General features: G+C 57.6%; 14 protein-coding genes. 8 read left to right on the top strand and 6 right to left on the bottom strand.

Features of this window, described 5'->3' with window-relative positions:
* The first annotated feature begins 24 nt into the window (after positions 1-24).
* The 4 genes from ORG26_RS21785 (at position 25) to ORG26_RS21770 (ending at position 7,380) form a co-directional block, all read left to right on the top strand.
* Positions 25-1,629, top strand: a complete 1,605-nt coding sequence (locus ORG26_RS21785; RefSeq protein WP_266365614.1) for a SusD/RagB family nutrient-binding outer membrane lipoprotein — start codon at positions 25-27, stop codon at positions 1,627-1,629.
* Positions 1,630-1,641: 12 nt separating this feature from the next.
* The gene (locus ORG26_RS21780; RefSeq protein ID WP_266365612.1) at positions 1,642-2,193 is read left to right on the top strand and encodes a hypothetical protein; all 552 of its coding nucleotides are present in this window, start codon (positions 1,642-1,644) and stop codon (positions 2,191-2,193) included.
* A gap of 354 nt (positions 2,194-2,547) precedes the next feature.
* Complete coding sequence (locus tag ORG26_RS21775) at positions 2,548-5,781, top strand: SusC/RagA family TonB-linked outer membrane protein (protein WP_266365610.1); 3,234 nt, start codon at positions 2,548-2,550, stop codon at positions 5,779-5,781.
* A 27-nt stretch (positions 5,782-5,808) separates the two neighbouring features.
* Positions 5,809-7,380: a SusD/RagB family nutrient-binding outer membrane lipoprotein gene (locus tag ORG26_RS21770; protein ID WP_266365608.1), complete on the top strand. Its 1,572-nt coding sequence runs from the start codon at positions 5,809-5,811 to the stop codon at positions 7,378-7,380.
* Positions 7,381-7,506: 126 nt separating this feature from the next.
* On the opposite strand, the gene ORG26_RS21765 is transcribed toward ORG26_RS21770, so the two are convergent.
* From ORG26_RS21765 to ORG26_RS21750, 4 genes are all read right to left on the bottom strand, one after another.
* Complete coding sequence (locus ORG26_RS21765; protein ID WP_266365606.1) at positions 7,507-7,836, bottom strand: EthD family reductase; 330 nt, start codon at positions 7,834-7,836, stop codon at positions 7,507-7,509.
* A 190-nt stretch (positions 7,837-8,026) separates the two neighbouring features.
* Positions 8,027-8,665, bottom strand: coding sequence for a response regulator (locus ORG26_RS21760; protein WP_266365604.1), 639 nt, complete (start codon positions 8,663-8,665; stop codon positions 8,027-8,029).
* Positions 8,646-10,070 (bottom strand): sensor histidine kinase, encoded by a 1,425-nt coding sequence (locus tag ORG26_RS21755; protein ID WP_266365602.1) that lies wholly within the window; start codon positions 10,068-10,070, stop codon positions 8,646-8,648. Before ORG26_RS21755 ends, ORG26_RS21760 begins: the two co-directional genes overlap by 20 nt.
* A gap of 279 nt (positions 10,071-10,349) precedes the next feature.
* A complete protein-coding gene (locus ORG26_RS21750; protein ID WP_266365600.1) occupies positions 10,350-11,558 on the bottom strand; it encodes a saccharopine dehydrogenase family protein in 1,209 nt (402 codons plus the stop codon).
* Between the two features lie 293 nt (positions 11,559-11,851).
* On the opposite strand from ORG26_RS21750, the gene ORG26_RS21745 reads away from it, so the two are divergent.
* Together ORG26_RS21745 and ORG26_RS21740 are read left to right on the top strand one after the other, a co-directional pair.
* Positions 11,852-12,292: a WapI family immunity protein gene (locus ORG26_RS21745; protein WP_266365598.1), complete on the top strand. Its 441-nt coding sequence runs from the start codon at positions 11,852-11,854 to the stop codon at positions 12,290-12,292.
* Between the two features lie 164 nt (positions 12,293-12,456).
* A complete protein-coding gene (locus tag ORG26_RS21740) occupies positions 12,457-13,101 on the top strand; it encodes a TetR/AcrR family transcriptional regulator (RefSeq protein WP_266365596.1) in 645 nt (214 codons plus the stop codon).
* Between the two features lie 66 nt (positions 13,102-13,167).
* Here the strand turns inward: ORG26_RS21740 and ORG26_RS21735 are convergent, their stop codons facing one another.
* Positions 13,168-14,472, bottom strand: coding sequence for an aminopeptidase P N-terminal domain-containing protein (locus tag ORG26_RS21735; protein WP_266365594.1), 1,305 nt, complete (start codon positions 14,470-14,472; stop codon positions 13,168-13,170).
* Positions 14,473-14,555: 83 nt separating this feature from the next.
* Between ORG26_RS21735 and ORG26_RS21730 the strand changes: the two genes are divergently transcribed.
* Entirely contained in the window at positions 14,556-16,097 is a 1,542-nt protein-coding gene (locus ORG26_RS21730; RefSeq protein ID WP_266365592.1) for a S8 family serine peptidase, read from the top strand.
* A gap of 211 nt (positions 16,098-16,308) precedes the next feature.
* Here ORG26_RS21730 and rfaD read toward each other — a convergent pair whose 3' ends face one another.
* Positions 16,309-17,274, bottom strand: coding sequence for an ADP-glyceromanno-heptose 6-epimerase (gene rfaD, locus ORG26_RS21725; RefSeq protein WP_266365590.1), 966 nt, complete (start codon positions 17,272-17,274; stop codon positions 16,309-16,311).
* 375 nt (positions 17,275-17,649) lie between these two features.
* Between rfaD and ORG26_RS21720 the strand changes: the two genes are divergently transcribed.
* On the top strand, positions 17,650-18,066 hold the full coding sequence (locus ORG26_RS21720) for a 6-pyruvoyl trahydropterin synthase family protein (RefSeq protein ID WP_266365588.1): 417 nt from the start codon (positions 17,650-17,652) through the stop codon (positions 18,064-18,066).
* Positions 18,067-18,150: the final 84 nt, after the last annotated feature.

The following is an 18,150-nucleotide window of genomic DNA, read 5'->3' as shown; positions in this document are numbered from 1 at the left end:
AGCCCATCGAAAATCCGAACTCGTATGCGCTCCATAAAACGATTTTCCTTTCCAGCCCTGACCCTGCTCCTGCTGCTGGTCAATGCCTGTACGCTGGATGTCAACACCGACCCCAACAACCCGTCGTCGGTCACTACGGCCCAGTTGCTGACCAATGCACAGCTGGACATTGTCAACTCACTGGGCTCGGGGCCTCCGGGCCTGTCCAACGCGGCGAACGTCTTTGCCCATCAGGTAACCCAGCGGAGCACCAACGACCAGTACGCCATCACCGGGCAGGACTTCGGCCTGACGCAGGCCTGGCAGAACCTGTACCGGGCCATTCAGAACCTGAGCGTGCTCGAACAGCAGGGAACCGCCGCCAACCAGTTTGGGTACGTGGGCATCGCCCAAATTATGAAAGCGATGGCCTTCAGCTACATGGTGGACGTCTGGGGCGACATTCCGTTCACGGAAGCCAACCAGCCCGACCAGAACCCGGCCCCCAAATTTGACAAGGGCGCGGACATCTACCCCCAGCTGTTCACGCTGATCGACCAGGGCATCGCCAATCTGGCCAAACAGTCGGCCCTCAATCCGGCGGCCGATGACCTGATCTACGGCGGCAACCTGGTCCGCTGGCGGAAGTTTGCCAAGACGCTCAAGCTGAAGCTGTACAACCAGGTGCGGCTCGTGCAGGACGTCCGCACGCCGGTCACGGCCCTGATTGCCGAAAACGACTTCATCGGTCCCGGCGACGGGTTCGCGCTGCGTTACGGCACAGCCAGCGCCCCAGACAACCGCAACCCGGCTTTCCGGGAGGAATACAACATCACGACCACGGGCCGGGATAATTACATCAGTCCGTACTTCCACGACCTGCTGCTCGGCACCGGCACCTGGAACCCGCTGCTGCAGGGCATTCAGGACCCGCGGATTCCGTACTACTACTTCAACCAGTTGTCGAACGCCCGGCCCACGGCCCAGAATGCAGTGGAATACCGGAACGGAAACTTCGTGTCCATCTTCTTTTCTTCGCAGGGTCCTAACCAGGGCTTCGACCAGTCATCGTCCCAGACCATCGTGGGCCTGTATTTCGCCGGGGGGCGGTACGATGACGGCAACGGCGTGACGGCGGCGGGGGTCAGCGGGGCCTCGGCCCGGGGCGACGGGCCGCAGCGGATTCTGCCATACCATTCCTACCTGTTCATCCGGGCGGAGCTGGCGCAGGCGGGCGTGACGACCGGCAACGCCCGCGACTTTCTGGAACAGGGCATGAACGCGGCGTTTGCGGAGGTGAACGCGGCGGCCACGACCGCCAGTGCGCCGGCGCTTTCGGCGGCCGCCATCAAGTCGTACGTCGATGCCGTGCTGGCCCGATTCGATGCCGCCGGGGCCGAGGGCAAACTTGAACACATCATGACCCAGAAGTGGATTTCCAATTTCGGTTTCGGACTCGAATCGTACAACGACATCCGGCGGACGGGCTATCCGCGCGTGTTTGATCCCAACAACGACGGCCTTGCCTTTACGGCCGTCAACCGGGGCTTTCCGCAGTCGTTCCCGCTCGCGCAGACCGAGCTGAATCTCAATCCGAAAGCCCCGGCGCAACGGGTCATTGCGAATGACAAAGTTTTCTGGCAGAAATAAACACGAACCAACATGCAAAAGATACTTCATTACAGCCTGCTGCTGCTGGCGCTGACGGTCCTTTTTTCCTGCGAAGACAAAGCGAAGAATCCGTTTCCGGAGATTAAGAACGGGGTGCATTTCGTGGCCCGGCCCGATCCGCTGCCCGCCACGGTGACCGCCGCCAACGTCAACACCATTCCGGTCTCGCTGACGGGCGCGGCCACGGCCACAGCGAGCTTCACAACCCAGAGTCTGAACGCCAACGAGATCGAGCGGGTCGATGCCTACGTCAGCCACGTGCGGGGAACCACGGTAACGCCCACCGCGGCCGCCGCCCCCAATGGCGTGCTCCTGAAACCGGTAGCGGCCCTGAACGGGAAAGACCAGATCCCGCTGGTAGAAATGCTTAGTAAAGTCGGGCTGGGAGCCAGCGATCTGCGGGCCAACGACCGGCTGCGGGTGCGCTTTGTGGCCGTCATGAAAGATGGTCGCACGTTCTCGGCGACCAACTCCGGTCCGGGCATTACGCAAAACCCTATGGGAACGCCCTTTACGCCGCTGCTGGACGTTCTGATCCAGTAATTTTTGAACAGAGAAGAGCTGTGAAAACCAGTCTGTGCCCGTGGCTGGTTTTCATTTTTTGGCAGTATCCTTCCCGAAATTAAGTAGTAAATAAATTATTTTTTGTAGTAATACTTTTATTCTTGTAACTCCTTATTATATTTGCCCATCAAAGTTTTACTAAGTTAGTTTTGGTTAAGATAGCCGAAAAGCCGTAGGATGTATTCTTACGGCTTTTTTGTTTTCAAAACGAAAGATGAAGCTTGCATAAAAAATAGCATTACTTTCATCACAAGTAAGTACTAGTTTCATATATTTGGCCGTATAAATACTTAGTTCCTTTCCAAAACCTATCTATCAACAAATTACAACGCCATGAAGCAGTATTTTTTACTACTCATCTCCGTCTGCCTGTTGATGACCGGGCTGACCGCCCGGGCGCAGGAACGCGTGGTCACGGGGCGCGTTACCGGGCAGAATGACGGCAGTGCTATCCCGGGAGTGAACGTAGCCGTCAAAGGATCAACGCGGGGCTCGACCACGGACGTTTCGGGTTCTTACCGCATCAGTGTTCCGGACAATGCCGTGCTGGTCTTCAGCTTTGTCGGCATGCTGTCACGCGAAGTGCCGGTCGGAAACCAGACGGTCGTAAATGTAGAGCTGGTCAACGATACCCGCCAGCTGGAGGAAGTGGTGGTGACGGCCCTCGGGATCGAGCGTTCCAGCAAAGGACTGGGCTTTTCGCAGACCTCGCTCAAAAATACCGAGCTTACCGTTGCCCGAACGACCAACCTCGTCAACGCCCTGAACGGCAAAATTCCGGGCGTCCGGATCTCCGGTTCCAACGGGATGACGGGTTCCTCGTCGAGTATTTTCATCCGGGGCTTCACGACGTTCACGCAGAGCAACCAGCCGCTTTTCGTCGTGGACGGTATCCCCATCGACAACGGCGGCGGCACGGCGGGAACGGGCGACGCCAACCGCTTCGGCACCGGTCCGCTGTCGGTTTCCAACTCGCAGACGGGCGTTTCCAACTCCAACCGGGCCCTGGACCTTAACCAGGACGACATCGAGACCATTACGGTGCTGAAAGGACCGGCCGCGGCGGCGCTGTACGGCTCGCGGGCTGCCGGTGGGGTCATCATGGTGACAACCAAAAAAGGAAAATACAACGCCAACAAGAAAAATACGGTCAGCTATACCGGCTCGTACAACATTGTGGAGCCGAACCGCTTTCCGGATTACCAGAATGAATACGCCCGCGGCACTTCGCTGAACGCCGCCGGCAACCCGGTTCCCGGCATTTTCCAGCCCAACGCCGACCAGTCGAACTGGGGGCCGGTCATCCGGGGTCAGAACGTAGCCAGCGCCTACTCGGCTGCCGACCGGGCCCTGTTCGGTCTGCCCGATTCGGTCCGGCTGACGGCTTATCCCAACAACGTGCGCGACATGTTCCGCCAAGGCTACAACATGCAGCACAACCTGAGTTTTTCGGGAGCCAGCGAGCGCACCAACTATTACTTCTCCTACGGCATGCTGAAGGAAAAAGGGTTTATGGAGGCCAACAACCTCGACCGGCACACCTTCACGGCCAACGCCAGTTCGCAGCTCACCAACCGCCTGACGCTGGGAACCAACATCCAGTACATCTACAACACGTCCAATCGTTCGCAGATCGGCAACCAGCTGTCCAACCCGCTGTTCCGGGGCTGGTTTCTGCCGCGCGACTATGACCTGGCCAACGAACCCTGGGTACGCCCGGACGGCTCGCAGGTTTATTTCAACAACAATACCGACCATCCGTACTGGACGCTGCGCAACAACAAGTACGGCGACGAACGCAGCCGCCTGATCGGAAACGTCAACGCAACGTTCAAATTCACGGACTGGCTGAGCTACAACGGCCGGATCGGGACGGACATGTTTACCGAACGCCGGAAAACGGTCGATGCCATCGGCGCGCGCGGCCAGGCCAACCATGCCGTTCAGGGCGTGGGGGCCGTGGGCGACCGGAACATCTACCGCCAGGAAACGAGCTTCTACAACAACTTCACCGTCAACCGCCAGTTGATGGAGGGCCTGAACCTGACGGCCCTGTTTGGGAATGAAATCAACCTGCTGAGTTCCAACGACCAGATTGTGGTGGGCAACACCATGCTGACCCGCGACTTCGAGCACATTACCAACACCATCAACTACGTACCGTTTACGTGGCGCGAACAGAAACGGCTCTTTGGACTTTACGGCAGTGTTTCGCTGAATTACAAGGGCTGGGCCAACTTCGAGGCGACGGGCCGCAACGACTGGTCATCGACCTTCCGGCGCAACAACCGTTCGTATTTCTACCCCTCGTTTTCGGGCAGCCTCATTGCCACCGACGCGCTGGAGGTGCTCAGGCAGCAGAATTTCCTTACGTTTGCCAAGTTCAAAGCCGCCTGGGCCAAGGTGGGCCGCGAGGCGTCGGTGTACTCCACGGACGTTTACTTCGAACAGTCGAACCCGCAGGATGGCTGGGGCACGCAGCTGCAGTATCCGTTCCAGGGACAGCTGGGCCGCCGCCTGCAGGATGACACGGGCAACCCGCAGCTCGGCCCCGAATTCACCCGGAGCTGGGAAGTGGGCGGCGAACTGCGTTTCTGGCAGAACCGGATCGGGCTGGACCTGACGTATTTTGACCAGCGTTCGACGGACATCATTCTGCAGGTGCCGGTGGCCGGAGCGTCGGGCTTTACGTCCATTGCCAAAAACGCCGGGGAACTGAAGTCGAACGGCTGGGAATGGAGCCTCTCGTTTACGCCCATCAAGCGCAACGACCTGAAAGTGGATTTTGCCTTCAACGGCTCACGGGTGCGTAACAATGTAATTTCGCTGGCCCCGGGTGTGCAGAACGTATCGCTCGGGCCCTTCACCACGGCCCAGGGCCGCATTGAAGCCGGTCAGCCGTTCGGGGTGATTTACGCCAATACGCTGCTCCGGGATGCGCAGGGCCGCCTGGTGATCAACCCCACCACCGGCCTGCCCATCATCAACACCGCCGGGGTGCAGCGGGTCGGCGACCCCAACCCGCGCTGGACGGGCGGCGTAGTGTCCAACGTTGCCTACAAAGGACTGGCGCTGAATTTCCTGATCGAGTTCAAGCGGGGCGGCGATATCCTGAGCCGCGTCATCAACGACGTACGCCGGACGGGCAGCGCCATCGAAACGGCAGAACGTCCCCGCTTCGACGCCAGCGGCCAGCCCACCCGCGACTACGTGATTCCGGGCGTCTTGCAGGGCTCCGAAAGTCCGAACAACGTCGCCATTTCCAGCCAGCAGTACTGGAGTAACCTGTACAGCTTCAACGTGCCGGGCATGGGCGTTTTCGACGGTTCGTGGACCCGCCTGCGCGAAGCCAGCCTGACGTACACGCTGCCGAAGTCCATCCTGCAGCGGACGCCGTTCGGGACGCTCGATATCGGCATCAACGGCCGGAACCTGCTGCTGTGGACCAAAGTGCCGCACATCGACCCCGAGGTCAACGTCGGCAGCAACCAGAACGTCCAGGGTATCGAATTCAACACGCTGCCGCAGGCCCGCACCTACGGCGTCGTTTTCCGGGCTTCGTTTTAATCCATCCCCATCCAAAGACTTCATCCCATGAAACCATACAAGAAACTCATTCAGGCCCTGCCCCTCGCCGCTTTGCTGTGGAGCGCCACCGGCTGTTCGGATTTTCTGGAAACGAACGTCAATCCCAACCTCGCCACGTCGAGCACGCCGAACCTGCTGCTGACCAGCGCGGGCGGCAACATCGGCTACACGATGGGCAGCGACATTCACCGCTATACGATGCTGTTCTCGCAGCAGTTTGCCGCCCAGAACGGCCGGCAGACCGAGGCGTACGATGCCTATACCATCCAGCCGACGGAAGTCAACCAGACGTTCCGGGCCAATTTCTACGCCGGTCCGCTGGCCGACCTGGAGCAGATTCTTCGCCGCGACGCAACGGCCACGCACCCGTTCTATTTCGGTATTGCCAAAGTGCTCAAAGCATTTTCGTTTGGCGTCATTACCGACCTCTGGGGCGACGTACCCTATACCGAGGCGTTTAAGGGCACCGACAATCTGCAGCCGAAACCCGATGCGTCGAAGGATATTTACGACAACCTCATCAAACTCATCGACGAAGGCATTGCCGACCTGCGCAAGACCTCCTCGCTGACCGCCCCGGCCGGAGACGACTATTTCTACGGCGGGAACGCCCAGCGCTGGATCCGGCTCGCCAACACGCTGAAACTGCGGCTGTATCTGCACATGCTGAATGCCAACACCGTGACGCCCCAGGCGGTAGCCGCCTTTGTCCAGGCCAACGAAGCCAACTTCATGGCCTCGACCGCCGACGATTTTCAGCTTCGTTTTGAAACGGTGGCCAACAAGCAGAATCCGATTCACCAGTTCATCCTTTCCCGGACCGACGATATTGCCGTCAGCGCCACCATCGTCAACCTGATGAACGGCAAGGCCGACCCGCGGCGGGCATCGTACTTTACGCCCATGCCGTTCAGCCCGGCGAACCTCACCACGCCGCCGAGCGGCACGACGGGCTATGTCGGACTGGCGAACGGCACCGGCAACAACACGGTCCGTAACAACCTGTCCCGGCTGCACACCTACGTGCGCGGGGCCGTCACCACGACGGCCATCCCGGCCGGACCGAACCTGACCGTTTCGGGCGCAACGGGCCTGAACTACGACGGGTCGGCTCCCATCCGGATGCTGCTTTTCTCCGAATACAACTTCATCCGGGCCGAACTGGCGCTGCGGTATGGCGTCGGGACCGCGGCGGATGCCGAACGCTTCTATCAGGCGGGCATCCGGGCGTCGTTTGCCAATGCCGGGGTAGCTGCTCAGGCGGATGCCTACATCGCCCGGCAGGGCACGCTGACCGGCACCCCGGACGCCCGGCTGCGGCAGATCATTGAGGAGAAATACGTGGCTAACTACATGGTCGCGGTCGAACCCTGGAACGACTGGCGGCGGACGGGCTTCCCCGATCTGTCGAAGATTCCGACCAGCAATCCGAACCTGGGCAACAGCGGCCGGGTGCCCCGCGCCCTGCCCTACCCGCAGCAGGAAGTTGACGCCAATCCGAACCTGAAGCAGCGGGCCAACGGCAACCTGAGCGAACGCCCGGTCTTCTGGGACACGCGAACGACGGGTCCGCAGTAATCGAATCCATTAACTGTACCTATAGACGAAAGAAAATAAAGCCGTCCTGGAAATCCGGGGCGGCTTTATGGTTATGAAAGATCCTCAATCTTTCCTTTCTCAGACTCCGGACCAGCGCCTGCCCGGTCAGACCGGCGCAGGAACGTCAAGAAGGCGGCTTACCTGCATTTGCGGCGGCACATCGGTGAAGTTCGGAATGTCGCCGATCAGCTCGGGGCCGTGAGCGGCGAGGGCCTTCTGCAGATCCTCGATGGCGGGAAAATACAGCCGCCCGATCACGGCGAAACCTGCCTTTGTGTCCGGCGCGCCGCCTGCCACGCCCTCTTCCAGTTCTATCTGCACCAGCCCCAGCGGCGAGAGGCGTTTCTGCACCAGCGGAACGTGCTTCTGGAGGTAATAGGCCATATCGAAATGGCTTTCGGCGGTCTTTGGATAAAGGACAGTTAGTGAAATCATGGTTTTCGGGCTTTAAAAAAGCCTTACCCATACCCCGCTTGTCGACTTTGGCCGAAAGATATAGGTAAGGCTGCTGTGGAAAGCAGAAAAAGTGTGGATAGCGAGTCGGAAAGCGGAAGCTGGACAAAGTTTAGCCGAAACCGCCGCCAGCGCAATCCCCAATTATGGGGATTTGAGCAAACGTGCAGCCTTACACAAGCCCTTCCCGCAGGGCCCTGGCGACGGCCTCCGTCATGGAGGCGACGTGCAGTTTTTCGTAGATATGCTTGATGTGCGAGCGTACGGTTTCGTAACTGATGCCCATCCGGTCGGCAATCAGTTTGTAGCTCAGGCCGTCGACCAGATAGCGCAGGGTTTCGCGTTCCCGAAGCGTCAGGGGTTGTACAGGGGCAGAAGTCGGCCGGTTGCCGGCCAGTCGCTGAAACAGGTGTACGGTCCGGCGGGCAATGGCCGGAGACATGGGCGAGCCGCCCGCGCAGGCATCCCGCAGCGCCTCGACCAGCTGGGTCGGGGTTGACTGTTTCAGCAGATACCCCACCGCTCCGGCACAGAGCGCCTGGAAGATTTTGTCGTCTTCCTGAAAAACCGTCAGCATGACAATGTTGATTTCCGGAAAGGCCGCGTGAATGGCCCGGGTGGCCTCGATGCCGTTGAGTCCCGGCATTTCGATATCCATCAGAATCACATCCGGCCGCTCGTGCGGCAGGTGAAGCGACCACTGCCGGGGGCTGGCGTGCGCCCCCACCAGCTCAATCCCGGGCAGGCTGCTGAACAAAACCCGCAGGGAATCCCGCAGAGCGGCATCATCTTCAAATAACGTGACCCGCATTATCCGGTTTGTTAACAGGTTGCCGCCTCAGTTCCGCCATCGTGACCGGATCGTCGAGGCCCGCGACGGAGTGATTGTCTTTCGCCGGGTCGGGCGTGTACTGCACCCGCACCACGGTCCCGACGCCCGGTACGGACTTCAGATCGAGCGAAGCCCCGGCGGTTTCGGCCCGCTGCTGCATGTTGAACAGGCCGTTTCCGGACCCCGTCTGGTCTGGCTCAAAACCGCAGCCGTCGTCCTTTATTTCCATGACCAGCGAGGGTCCTTCGTAAAAAACCGCCAGCCGGATTTCGTGGGCCCCGGCGTATTTGACCGCATTGTGCAGCGCTTCCTTGCCAATCAGGTAGAGATTGCGCAGAACATTGGCGGGCAGGACCGCATCTGTATGCAGGGCCGAAAGCGGGGTTGAAACCGTAATCGTCTGATGGCCGGAAGTCGTCAGGTCGTGGGCGGTCTTCAGCAGGCGGGCCCGCAGCGATTCGGCGCTGGGCATCGGGTCCTGAATCGACCAGACGACATCGCTCATCTGCTCGATGGTCCGCCGGGCCTGAGCGGCGATTTTCTGGAGCAGTTCGTACAGCTCGCCGTAGCGGCCGCGCTGGTACAATTGCCCGGCCGCGTCGCTGTAAAAGGCCAGACTGCTCAGGACACTCCCGACATCATCGTGCAGGTCGCGGGCGATGCGGTCCCGCTCACCTTGCGACGCCAGCGCCAGTTGCAGGTTGCTTTGTTCCAGTTGCCGGGCGCGGTAATTCAGCCCCAGATTGAAAAAGGTAATTTCGAGCAGACACCCGATTTGAACGAACAAAAAAGGCGCTTCGTCCGTCGCAAACGGCCTGTCCAGTCGCGCCAGCACCAGGGCCGTCAGCGACCCGACGGTAAAACAGAGGGAACCGACGGCGAACAGACTCACCATCGGATTGCGCAGCCGGAAAACCCGGTACAGAATATACAGGCCGAAAACGCCGAGAATTTCCTTCACCCGTTCGCTGCCCCAGCGGCCGACGTCCGAAATGCCGAAGCCCCAGACCAGCACCCGGTCCAGCAGCAGATAGCCCACCAGTGCCCAGACGACCAGCCTGAGCATTCGGCTCGTCCGGGGATCGACGGTGCGGAAGAACAGAAACTCATTGGCAAACAGAAAGTAAAAAACCAGATTCGCCAGATTCAGCAGCGTACTCCACTGGTCCACGTAGAGCGGCCAGGCCGGAAAAATCGGTTCGATCAGGGGCAGGGAAGGCCGGTCGAAGAGGAAAAACAGGCAGCACGACAGCAGATAGGCGGCATAGTACCAGAGCGCGCGGTCGCGGCGAAAGACGTACTGTATGCCCGCCAGCAGAATGCTGAAAAGGAAAACCGCCGTAAAAGCGGCATTGAACAAACATACCCAGAGACTTACAGCCATTCGGTTATGGAAGTAAAGATTGGACCGGAAAGTGTAATTACTCCGGCCGCGTTAGCATCAACATCGCTCTGGGATAGCTCCTGCCCCTCCGGACTCCATGCTCAATAGAGCGTCCGGCGGCCGCTTACATTGATCGTACTTCGGATTGCAAGAAAAGCAGAATTAATTTACAAAAAGCTACATTAAAAAGCAAGGATTGATGGGTTGAATGATTGAATTAGAAGATGTTACGTCCGATCGACCGGTCCATCCATCCATCATTCAACCCATCAATCCTTGTTACGCTTCCACGCTCAGGGGCTGGTTCACCGCGTCCTGCACCGGCAACCCCTGTTTGTTCATTTGTTCGATGAACGGGTCTGGGTTCATTTCCTCGCAGTTCCAGACGCCGGGTTTCATCCACTCGCCTTTCAGCATCAGCATGGCGCCGATCATGGCCGGAACGCCGGTCGTGTAGCTGACGGCCTGCCCGCGTACCTCTTTGTAGGTTTCGGCGTGGTCGCAGTTGTTCCAGATGAAATACGTTTTTTCCTGACCGTCCTTGATGCCCTTGATCTGGCAGCCGATGGAGGTTTGGCCGGTGTAGTTCTCGCCCAGCGTATCCGGAGCGGGCAGCACGGCTTTCAGGAACTCAAGCGGTACGATATCGACGCCCTGGAATTTGATGGGTTTGATGCTCGTCATGCCGACGTTTTCCAGGACCTGCAGGTGCGTGATGTACGCCTGGCCGAAGGTCATCCAGAAGCGGGCGCGCTTCAGCGTGGGGAAATTTTTGACCAGCGACTCCAGTTCCTCGTGGTAGAGCACGTACGACTCGCGCTCGCCGATGGCCGGATAGGCAATCGGTTTGTGGATGGACATGGCCGGAATCTCGACCCATTCGCCATTCTCCCAGTAGCGGCCCGGCTGGGTAATCTCGCGGATGTTGATTTCGGGGTTGAAGTTGGTGGCGAACGCCTTTCCGTGGTTGCCCGCGTTGCAGTCCACAATGTCGAGGTAGTGCATCTCGTCGAAGTGGTGTTTGGCGGCGTAGGCCGTGAAGACCTGCGTCGCGCCGGGGTCGAAACCGCAGCCCAGCAGGGCCATGATGCCCGCCTGCTCGAAGCGCTCTTTGTAAGCCCACTGCCAGCTGTATTCAAACTTGGCCACGTCTTTCGGCTCGTAATTGGCCGTGTCGAGGTAGTGCGTCCGGGTTTCCAGGCAGGCATCCATGATGGGCAGGTCCTGGTACGGCAGGGCCACATTGATGACCAGCACCGGCTGAAAACGCTTGATAAGCATCACGACTTCGGCCACCACGTCGGCATCCACCTGGGCCGTCTGGATCGTGACGCCGTGCATTTCCTTGATTTCGGCCGCAATTTTTTCGCACTTGGCAACGGTCCGGCTGGCGAGCATGATCTCCGTGAAAACGTCGGCGTTCATGGCGCATTTGTGTGCCACGACGCTTCCTACGCCCCCGGCTCCGATAATGAGCACTTTAGACATATCTCTGTATCAGTCAGTTGATTGGAACAGGCCCCGACGAGGGCCCGAAAATACGCGCAAAGATAGAGACCGGCGGGTTGTGTGGCGCGTTCGCATTAAAAAAGATTTGCGTCCGAACTAAAAAAAAAGCCGTACGGTTTTATCCTAACCCTTCTACTAGTACATTTGACCTATAGGTTCTCCTCCGCCGCTAAGTTCCGCCGGGGCTTCTTGTAAGGGTGTCATTTCTTTACGTATAGGTACGTCCGTACGTCAGTATTCGCGGCTTTCCTTTCACCCTACCCCTAACCATCATGATACTTACTGGTCCCCGGAGCACTTTTGAGCTCAACATACTGGATTATGAATACCAGCATTCTGCCTCGAACCTCGACCGCAACTGGCTGCTGATGGGATTGCGTACCCGCTGGCAGGGGCACGAAGCGACGCTGACCGCCCCGCTCCTGCTTACCTGGGAGCTGGAACTGCTGGTTAAATGGCTCAATTTTATCGCCACCACTTCCCAGCCGCTGCCCCGGCTTCAGTTCACCGAGCCTTGTCTGAGTTTCGAATGCCTCTCCGTAAGCGCAACCGATTTTCTGCTCCAGATCAAACTCGACTGCGAAGCCTCGCCGTACTGGCATACCGATTTATCCTCAGCGTTCTGGCTTCCGGTAATCCCCTCGCGCCTCGAATTAGTTGAGGCCACCGAACAGCTGCGGGAAGAGCTCTGCGCCTTCCCCGAACGGGCTTAAAGTAACCCATCTGCCCTTTTTAATTCAATTTTAGTTAACAAAATATCAGTTATCGGTAACTTTGTCGTTTCTCATAATGACACTATTGTCACGAATATCTTGTAGGCATTAATTACCAGCGGTGTGCAAGGCACGCTTTTTGTCCGGTAATTACTTGACGTATTATGAAAAAAGTAATTAAACGAAATCGGCAGATGACGATGGAGCGCATCCTGAATGCGCTGGGTGAGGTGATTGCCGAACGGGGTGCCGAGAAAGCCGGCATCAACGCAGTTGCCGAAAAAGCAGGAGTCAACAAAGTTTTGATATATCGGTATTTCGGCGGGTATGAGGGGTTGATGGAGCGTTTTATCCAGCAGGGCCATTTCCTGTCCTTCTTCAACGAACAGTTTCTGGAATCCAATGCCGAAGGAATGACCACGGAGAACCGGAGCCGTATCTGGACCGATTACATGGTCAGTCTGCTTCGGGAGCTGAAAAGCCGCCGCTCTTCCCAGGAGCTCATCAAGTGGGAACTGGCCAACATCACCTCTGATCTGAGCAAAAAACTGGCAGACATCCGCAATGAATCGTTGCAGAAGGTAGTCGCCCAGTTTGCCCCGCACGGGTCAAAGGACCCGGCGGCCATCACGGCGGTCATGCTGGCGGGCATCACGCATCTGGGCATGCTCTCGGCATATAGTTATAAAATTCTGGACGTTGACCTGCAGTCTGAAGACGGCTGGCAGCGCATCGAACGGGCAATCCAAAGCATCTATCACGGCCTCGATCTAGCCCTCAAAGAGGAAGAAAGTCAGAAACAGTCGTAAGGCAAAAACGGTCGTAAGTCGTAAGTGGCTCCGCCAAGTCTAGGAAACGGCGGAGCCACTTACGACTTACGACTGTTTGTTGGTCATTAATTCTTCGATCTCGTCGGCTTCGATGGGGATGGTTGCCATCAGGTCGATGTTGCCGGATTCGGTGATGAGAATGTTGTTTTCCAGACGAATGCCCAGACCTTCCTCGCGGATGTAGATGCCGGGTTCGCAGGTGAAGACCATTCCCGGTTCGAAACGCCGGTATTTGTTCCCCACATCGTGCACGTCGAGTCCCAGGAAGTGGGAGGTGCCGTGCATGAAATACTTTTTATAGAGCGGGGCGGCCGGGTCCTGGGCCTCCACTTCGTGCTTTTTGAGCAGCCCCAGTCCAATCAGCTCCGACTCCATGACCTTGCCCACCTCGACGTGGTACTCATCCCAGAGGTTGCCGGACACCAGCATTTTCTTCGCCTCGTTCATCACCCGCAGCACGGCATTGTAAACGTCCTTCTGACGGGGCGTAAACCGTCCGCTGACGGGCAGGCAGCGCGTGAGGTCGGCGTTGTAGTTGGCGTATTCGGCCGCCACGTCGAGCAGGATGACGTCGCCGTCCTTGCAAGGCTGGTCGTTGGCGATGTAGTGCAGCACGCAGGCATTGGCCCCCGAGGCGATGATGGGCGTGTAGGCAAAGCCGCGCGAACGCTGGCGGACAAACTCGTGCAGCAGTTCGGCTTCGATTTCGTACTCCTGCACGCCGGGCTTTACAAAATTCAGCAGCCGCCGGAAACCCGCTTCCGTAATCCGGCAGGCTTCCCGCATCAGTTCCACCTCTTCCGGCTGTTTGATCGCCCGCAGGTTGTGCATCAGCGGCGCGAGCCGCTTCAGATGGTGCAGCGGGTATCGGTCCCGAAACTGGCGAATCTGGCGGCTCTCGCGCGACTCGACCTCCGAGGAATTCCGGGTGTGCTCGTTGCTGTTGAGATAGATCGTCTCCGCCTCAAAGACCATGTTGATGAAGACCGTCTCGAACTGGCTCGTCCAGTAAATCTGCCGGGCCGGGATGCCGGAGGTCTGCTCGGCTTCTTCCTTGGTGAGTTTATGGCCTTCCCAGATTTCGATGAGTTCGCTGGTTTCGCGCAGGAAAAGCACTTCCCGGAATTTCTCGTCCGGATGGTCCGGGCAAAGCACCAGCATGGTTTCTTCCTGATCGACGCCGGTCAGGTAAAACAGGTCGCTGTTCTGCCGGAAGCCCATTGTCCCGTCGGCGTTGGTGGGCATGATGTCGTTGGAATGCAGGATGACCAGCGAGTAGGGCTGAAGCATCGTCAGCAGCCGCTGGCGGTTTCGGATAAACAGTTGACTGGAAATGGGTTGGTAGCGCATGGAATCAATTTTACCGCTCCGGTAGCGGAACGTTGGTATTTTATCTTTAATTTAATGGGCATAAAGTTGACAGATTCGTCTCAATGAAAAAAATTCTCCTGTTGTTTTTGGGGCTGGTGTTCTGCCAGACAGGTGTCGTAAAAGCCCAATCGCGGTACTGGATTCAGCTCAAAGACAAACCCTCCTCCTTACCTCCCTCCCTTTCTCCGGCCGCCCTGGCCAGTCGCCACCAACGCGGTTTATCCGTCGATGAAACCGATCAGCCCGTTCATACCGCCTACGTGGAACAACTCGCCCGTCTGGGTATCCGCCCGGCTTTGAAATCCCGCTGGCTCAACGCCGTTTCGGCAGAACTGACGCCCGACCAGGCGACCCGCGTCCGGCAACTTCCGTTTGTGAAGGACCTCACGGCCATTGACCGCAATCTGATCATCACCAGTACCACCCCCGAGCCGGGAACGCGCGTCCAGATGGCACCCGTCATGTCCCAGATTCAGGCCGAAGCCTTTGCCGGTGCCGGACTGACCGCCCGGAACGTCTCCATCGGCGTCATCGACGCGGGCTTCCACGGAGCCGATTCTACCGGCGCCCTCCGGCATATTTTCGCCCGGAAAGGAATCCGGGAAATCCGGGACTACGTCAATCCGGCGCGCCCGCTCAACAGCTTTTTCCAGTCGCTGGAAACCATGTCCGATTTTCACGGCACGGAAGTCATGACGGCCATTGCGGGCCTCGACCCGGCGGATAACGTCCTGCAGGGACTGGCTACCGACGCCACGTTTTACCTCGCCCGCACCGACCACGGCGGACGCGAATTCCGGGGCGAAGAAGACAACTGGATTTCGGCGATGGAATGGATGGACAGCCTAGGCGTCCGGCTCATCAACACCTCGCTGGGCTACGCCAAAGGCTTTTCGGACCCGAAGGAAAATTACCAGCCAACCCAGATGGACGGCCATACGAGCCTCATCAGCAAAGCGGCCCAGCTGGCCGCCGACAAGAAAGGCATGCTGATTATCGTGTCGGCCGGCAACGAAGGCGACGACCGGACGTGGCGCATCATCTCGACGCCCGCCGACGCGCAGGGCGTGCTGGCCGTGGGGGCCACCAACGCCAAAGTCTGGAACCGCATCGGCTACAGCAGCATCGGTCCGGAGTTTCTGCCCTATCTGAAACCGAACGTTGCCTGCTTTTCGCTGTACGGCACTTCGCTTTCGGCTCCGGTCATCACCGGCTTTGCCGCCTGTCTGATGCAGGCCAATCCAAAGCTGACCAACAAAGAACTGATTTCGATCATCGAAAAATCGTCCCATCTGTACCCCTACGGCAACAACTTTGTGGGCTACGGCGTCCCGCAGGCATCGCGGGCGCTGGCGCTGGCGCAGGGCCAGTTTGTGCCGCCTACGGCCAAATCCATCAAAGTGACGGGCCGTACCTACGCCCTCAGACTCCCCGACTACCACGAACCGACCGTTTCACTTTTCCGGAAAAAAGACGAAATGCACGTGCTGGCCCAGGAGGCGGCCCGCATCCAGAACGGCAAACTGGTCCTGACCCGTCAGCACGGCGAGCGCCGCACGACGGTGGATCTGAAGCAGGAAGTGATCGAGGTGATCTGGGAATGAGTGTGAACCCGGATTAGGCAGATTTTAGGGATTAGCTAGGATAGGCTGTACCTCCGAACCACGGCCCGTGAGGACACGGGCCGTTTGTTTTGGCACTATTGCCTCTTTTAAATAAAAATGGCTGGTGTCTTCACCAGCCATTTTTTATGGGAAAACATATCGTCTGAGTTAATCCTAAAATCAGCGTAAATCCCGACGGTCCGCCGCGCGGTCAGAGGTACTCCCCCGTCGTCAGGTAGTTCCGCACGTAGTCTTCAATGCCTTCTTCCAGCGTGTGGAAAGGCTGCGAATAGCCAATCGAACGGAGCTTGCTCATGTTGGCCTGCGTGAAGTACTGGTATTTGTCGCGGATGTCGGCCGGGGTATCCACGAAGGTGATGTTGGAGTCTTTGTCCATGGCCTTGAAGGTATTGTTGGCCAGGTCGAGGAAGGTGCGGGCCTTACCGCTGCCGAGGTTGTAGATGCCGGAGTTGCGGCGGTGATGCATCAGAAACAGGCACACCTCCACCACGTCCTTGACGTACACAAAATCCCGCATCTGCTCGCCGTCCCTGAAGTCCGGGTGGTGCGAACGGAACAGCTTCATGCCGTCGTTCTGCCGAATCTGGTGGTAGGCGTGGAAAATCACCGACGCCATGCGCCCTTTGTGGTATTCGTTGGGACCGTAGACGTTGAAAAACTTCAGACCGGCCCAGAAAAACGGTTTGCATTCCTGCTCCAGCGCCCAGATGTCGAAGTCGTTCTTGGAATCGCCGTACGGGTTCAGCGGGCGGAGTTGCGGAATGAGCTGTTCGTTGTCGTCGTAGCCGAGTTCGCCGAGGCCGTAGGTGGCGGCGGAGGAGGCGTAGACCAGCGGAATCTGGTAATCGACGCACTTCTGCCAGATTTTCTGCGAATATTCGACGTTCAGGTGGTCGAAGATGCTGCGGTCAAATTCGGTGGTGTCGGTACGGGCGCCAATGTGGAAAATAAACTCAACCTCTTCGTTGTTGGCATCCAGCCAGTCGAAAAACGCCTCGCGGTCCACGCGCTCCTGGATTCGTTTCCCTTCCAGATTAGGCAGCTTTTCGGTTTTGGAGAAATCATCTACGGCGATGATAAAATTGAAGTTTTCCTGATTCAGCCGGGAAATCAGACAGCTCCCGATAAAGCCTGCGGCGCCAGTGACAATGACCATATTTTTCTCAATATTGAGCAATCTTTAAGGTTGGCTTTGTTATACTCCCAATAAATGCCGTTACCATTTCGTTAACAGCCCGTAAAAATAAGGCAAATTAATTCAACCGCCTATCCACCATTCCGCGAAATAGTTGAACATTTCCAAGTCAAAAGCACTTCTCCCGGGGCTAACCCGTTGACTCATCAGGGAATTGGCTTATTCCTGGAATTGACGGCCCGCAGATTTTTTTAAGAAGCCCGAAGGCCCTAATTTTGCAAAAAAGTCGATCCGGCATGCGTATTGCACTCCGTTCAGAACTTCCGAAGCCGAAACGGATGTTGGTTATTGTGAAGGCACAAGGCCGCATTTGATCAGGATTACGACTGTACAGCCATGATTTACGTTACCCGAAAAGAACATTTCAACGCGGCGCACCGGCTTTACAACCCGGTCTGGTCGGAGGAAAAAAATAAAGAGGTGTTTGGCCCCTGCGCCAACCTGAACTGGCACGGCCATAATTTCGAACTGATCGTCACGGTCAAAGGCGAACCGAACCCGGACACGGGCTTTGTCATTGATCTGAAGCAGCTTGGCGATATAATCAAACGGGAAGTTGTCGAGAAAGTAGACCACAAAAACCTGAATCTCGACGTCGATTTCATGCAGGGCAAGATGGCTTCCTGCGAAATATTCGTAATGGAAATCTGGAAAATTCTGGAACGCGCCCTCTCCCGCATCACCGAAGCCCGCCTCCACCACATCCGCCTCGTCGAAACCCCAAAGCAGTATGTGGATTACTACGGAGAATAATTAGGAGTTAAAAATTAAGAGTTAAGAGTTAAAAGTAAGCTACGCTTGTTCAATATCCTGAATCAGCGAAGCTTACTTTTAACT

This window comes from Tellurirhabdus rosea (assembly GCF_026278345.1).
GTDB lineage: Bacteria > Bacteroidota > Bacteroidia > Cytophagales > Spirosomataceae > Tellurirhabdus > Tellurirhabdus rosea.
This window is presented reverse-complemented; position numbering and strand designations above follow the sequence as displayed.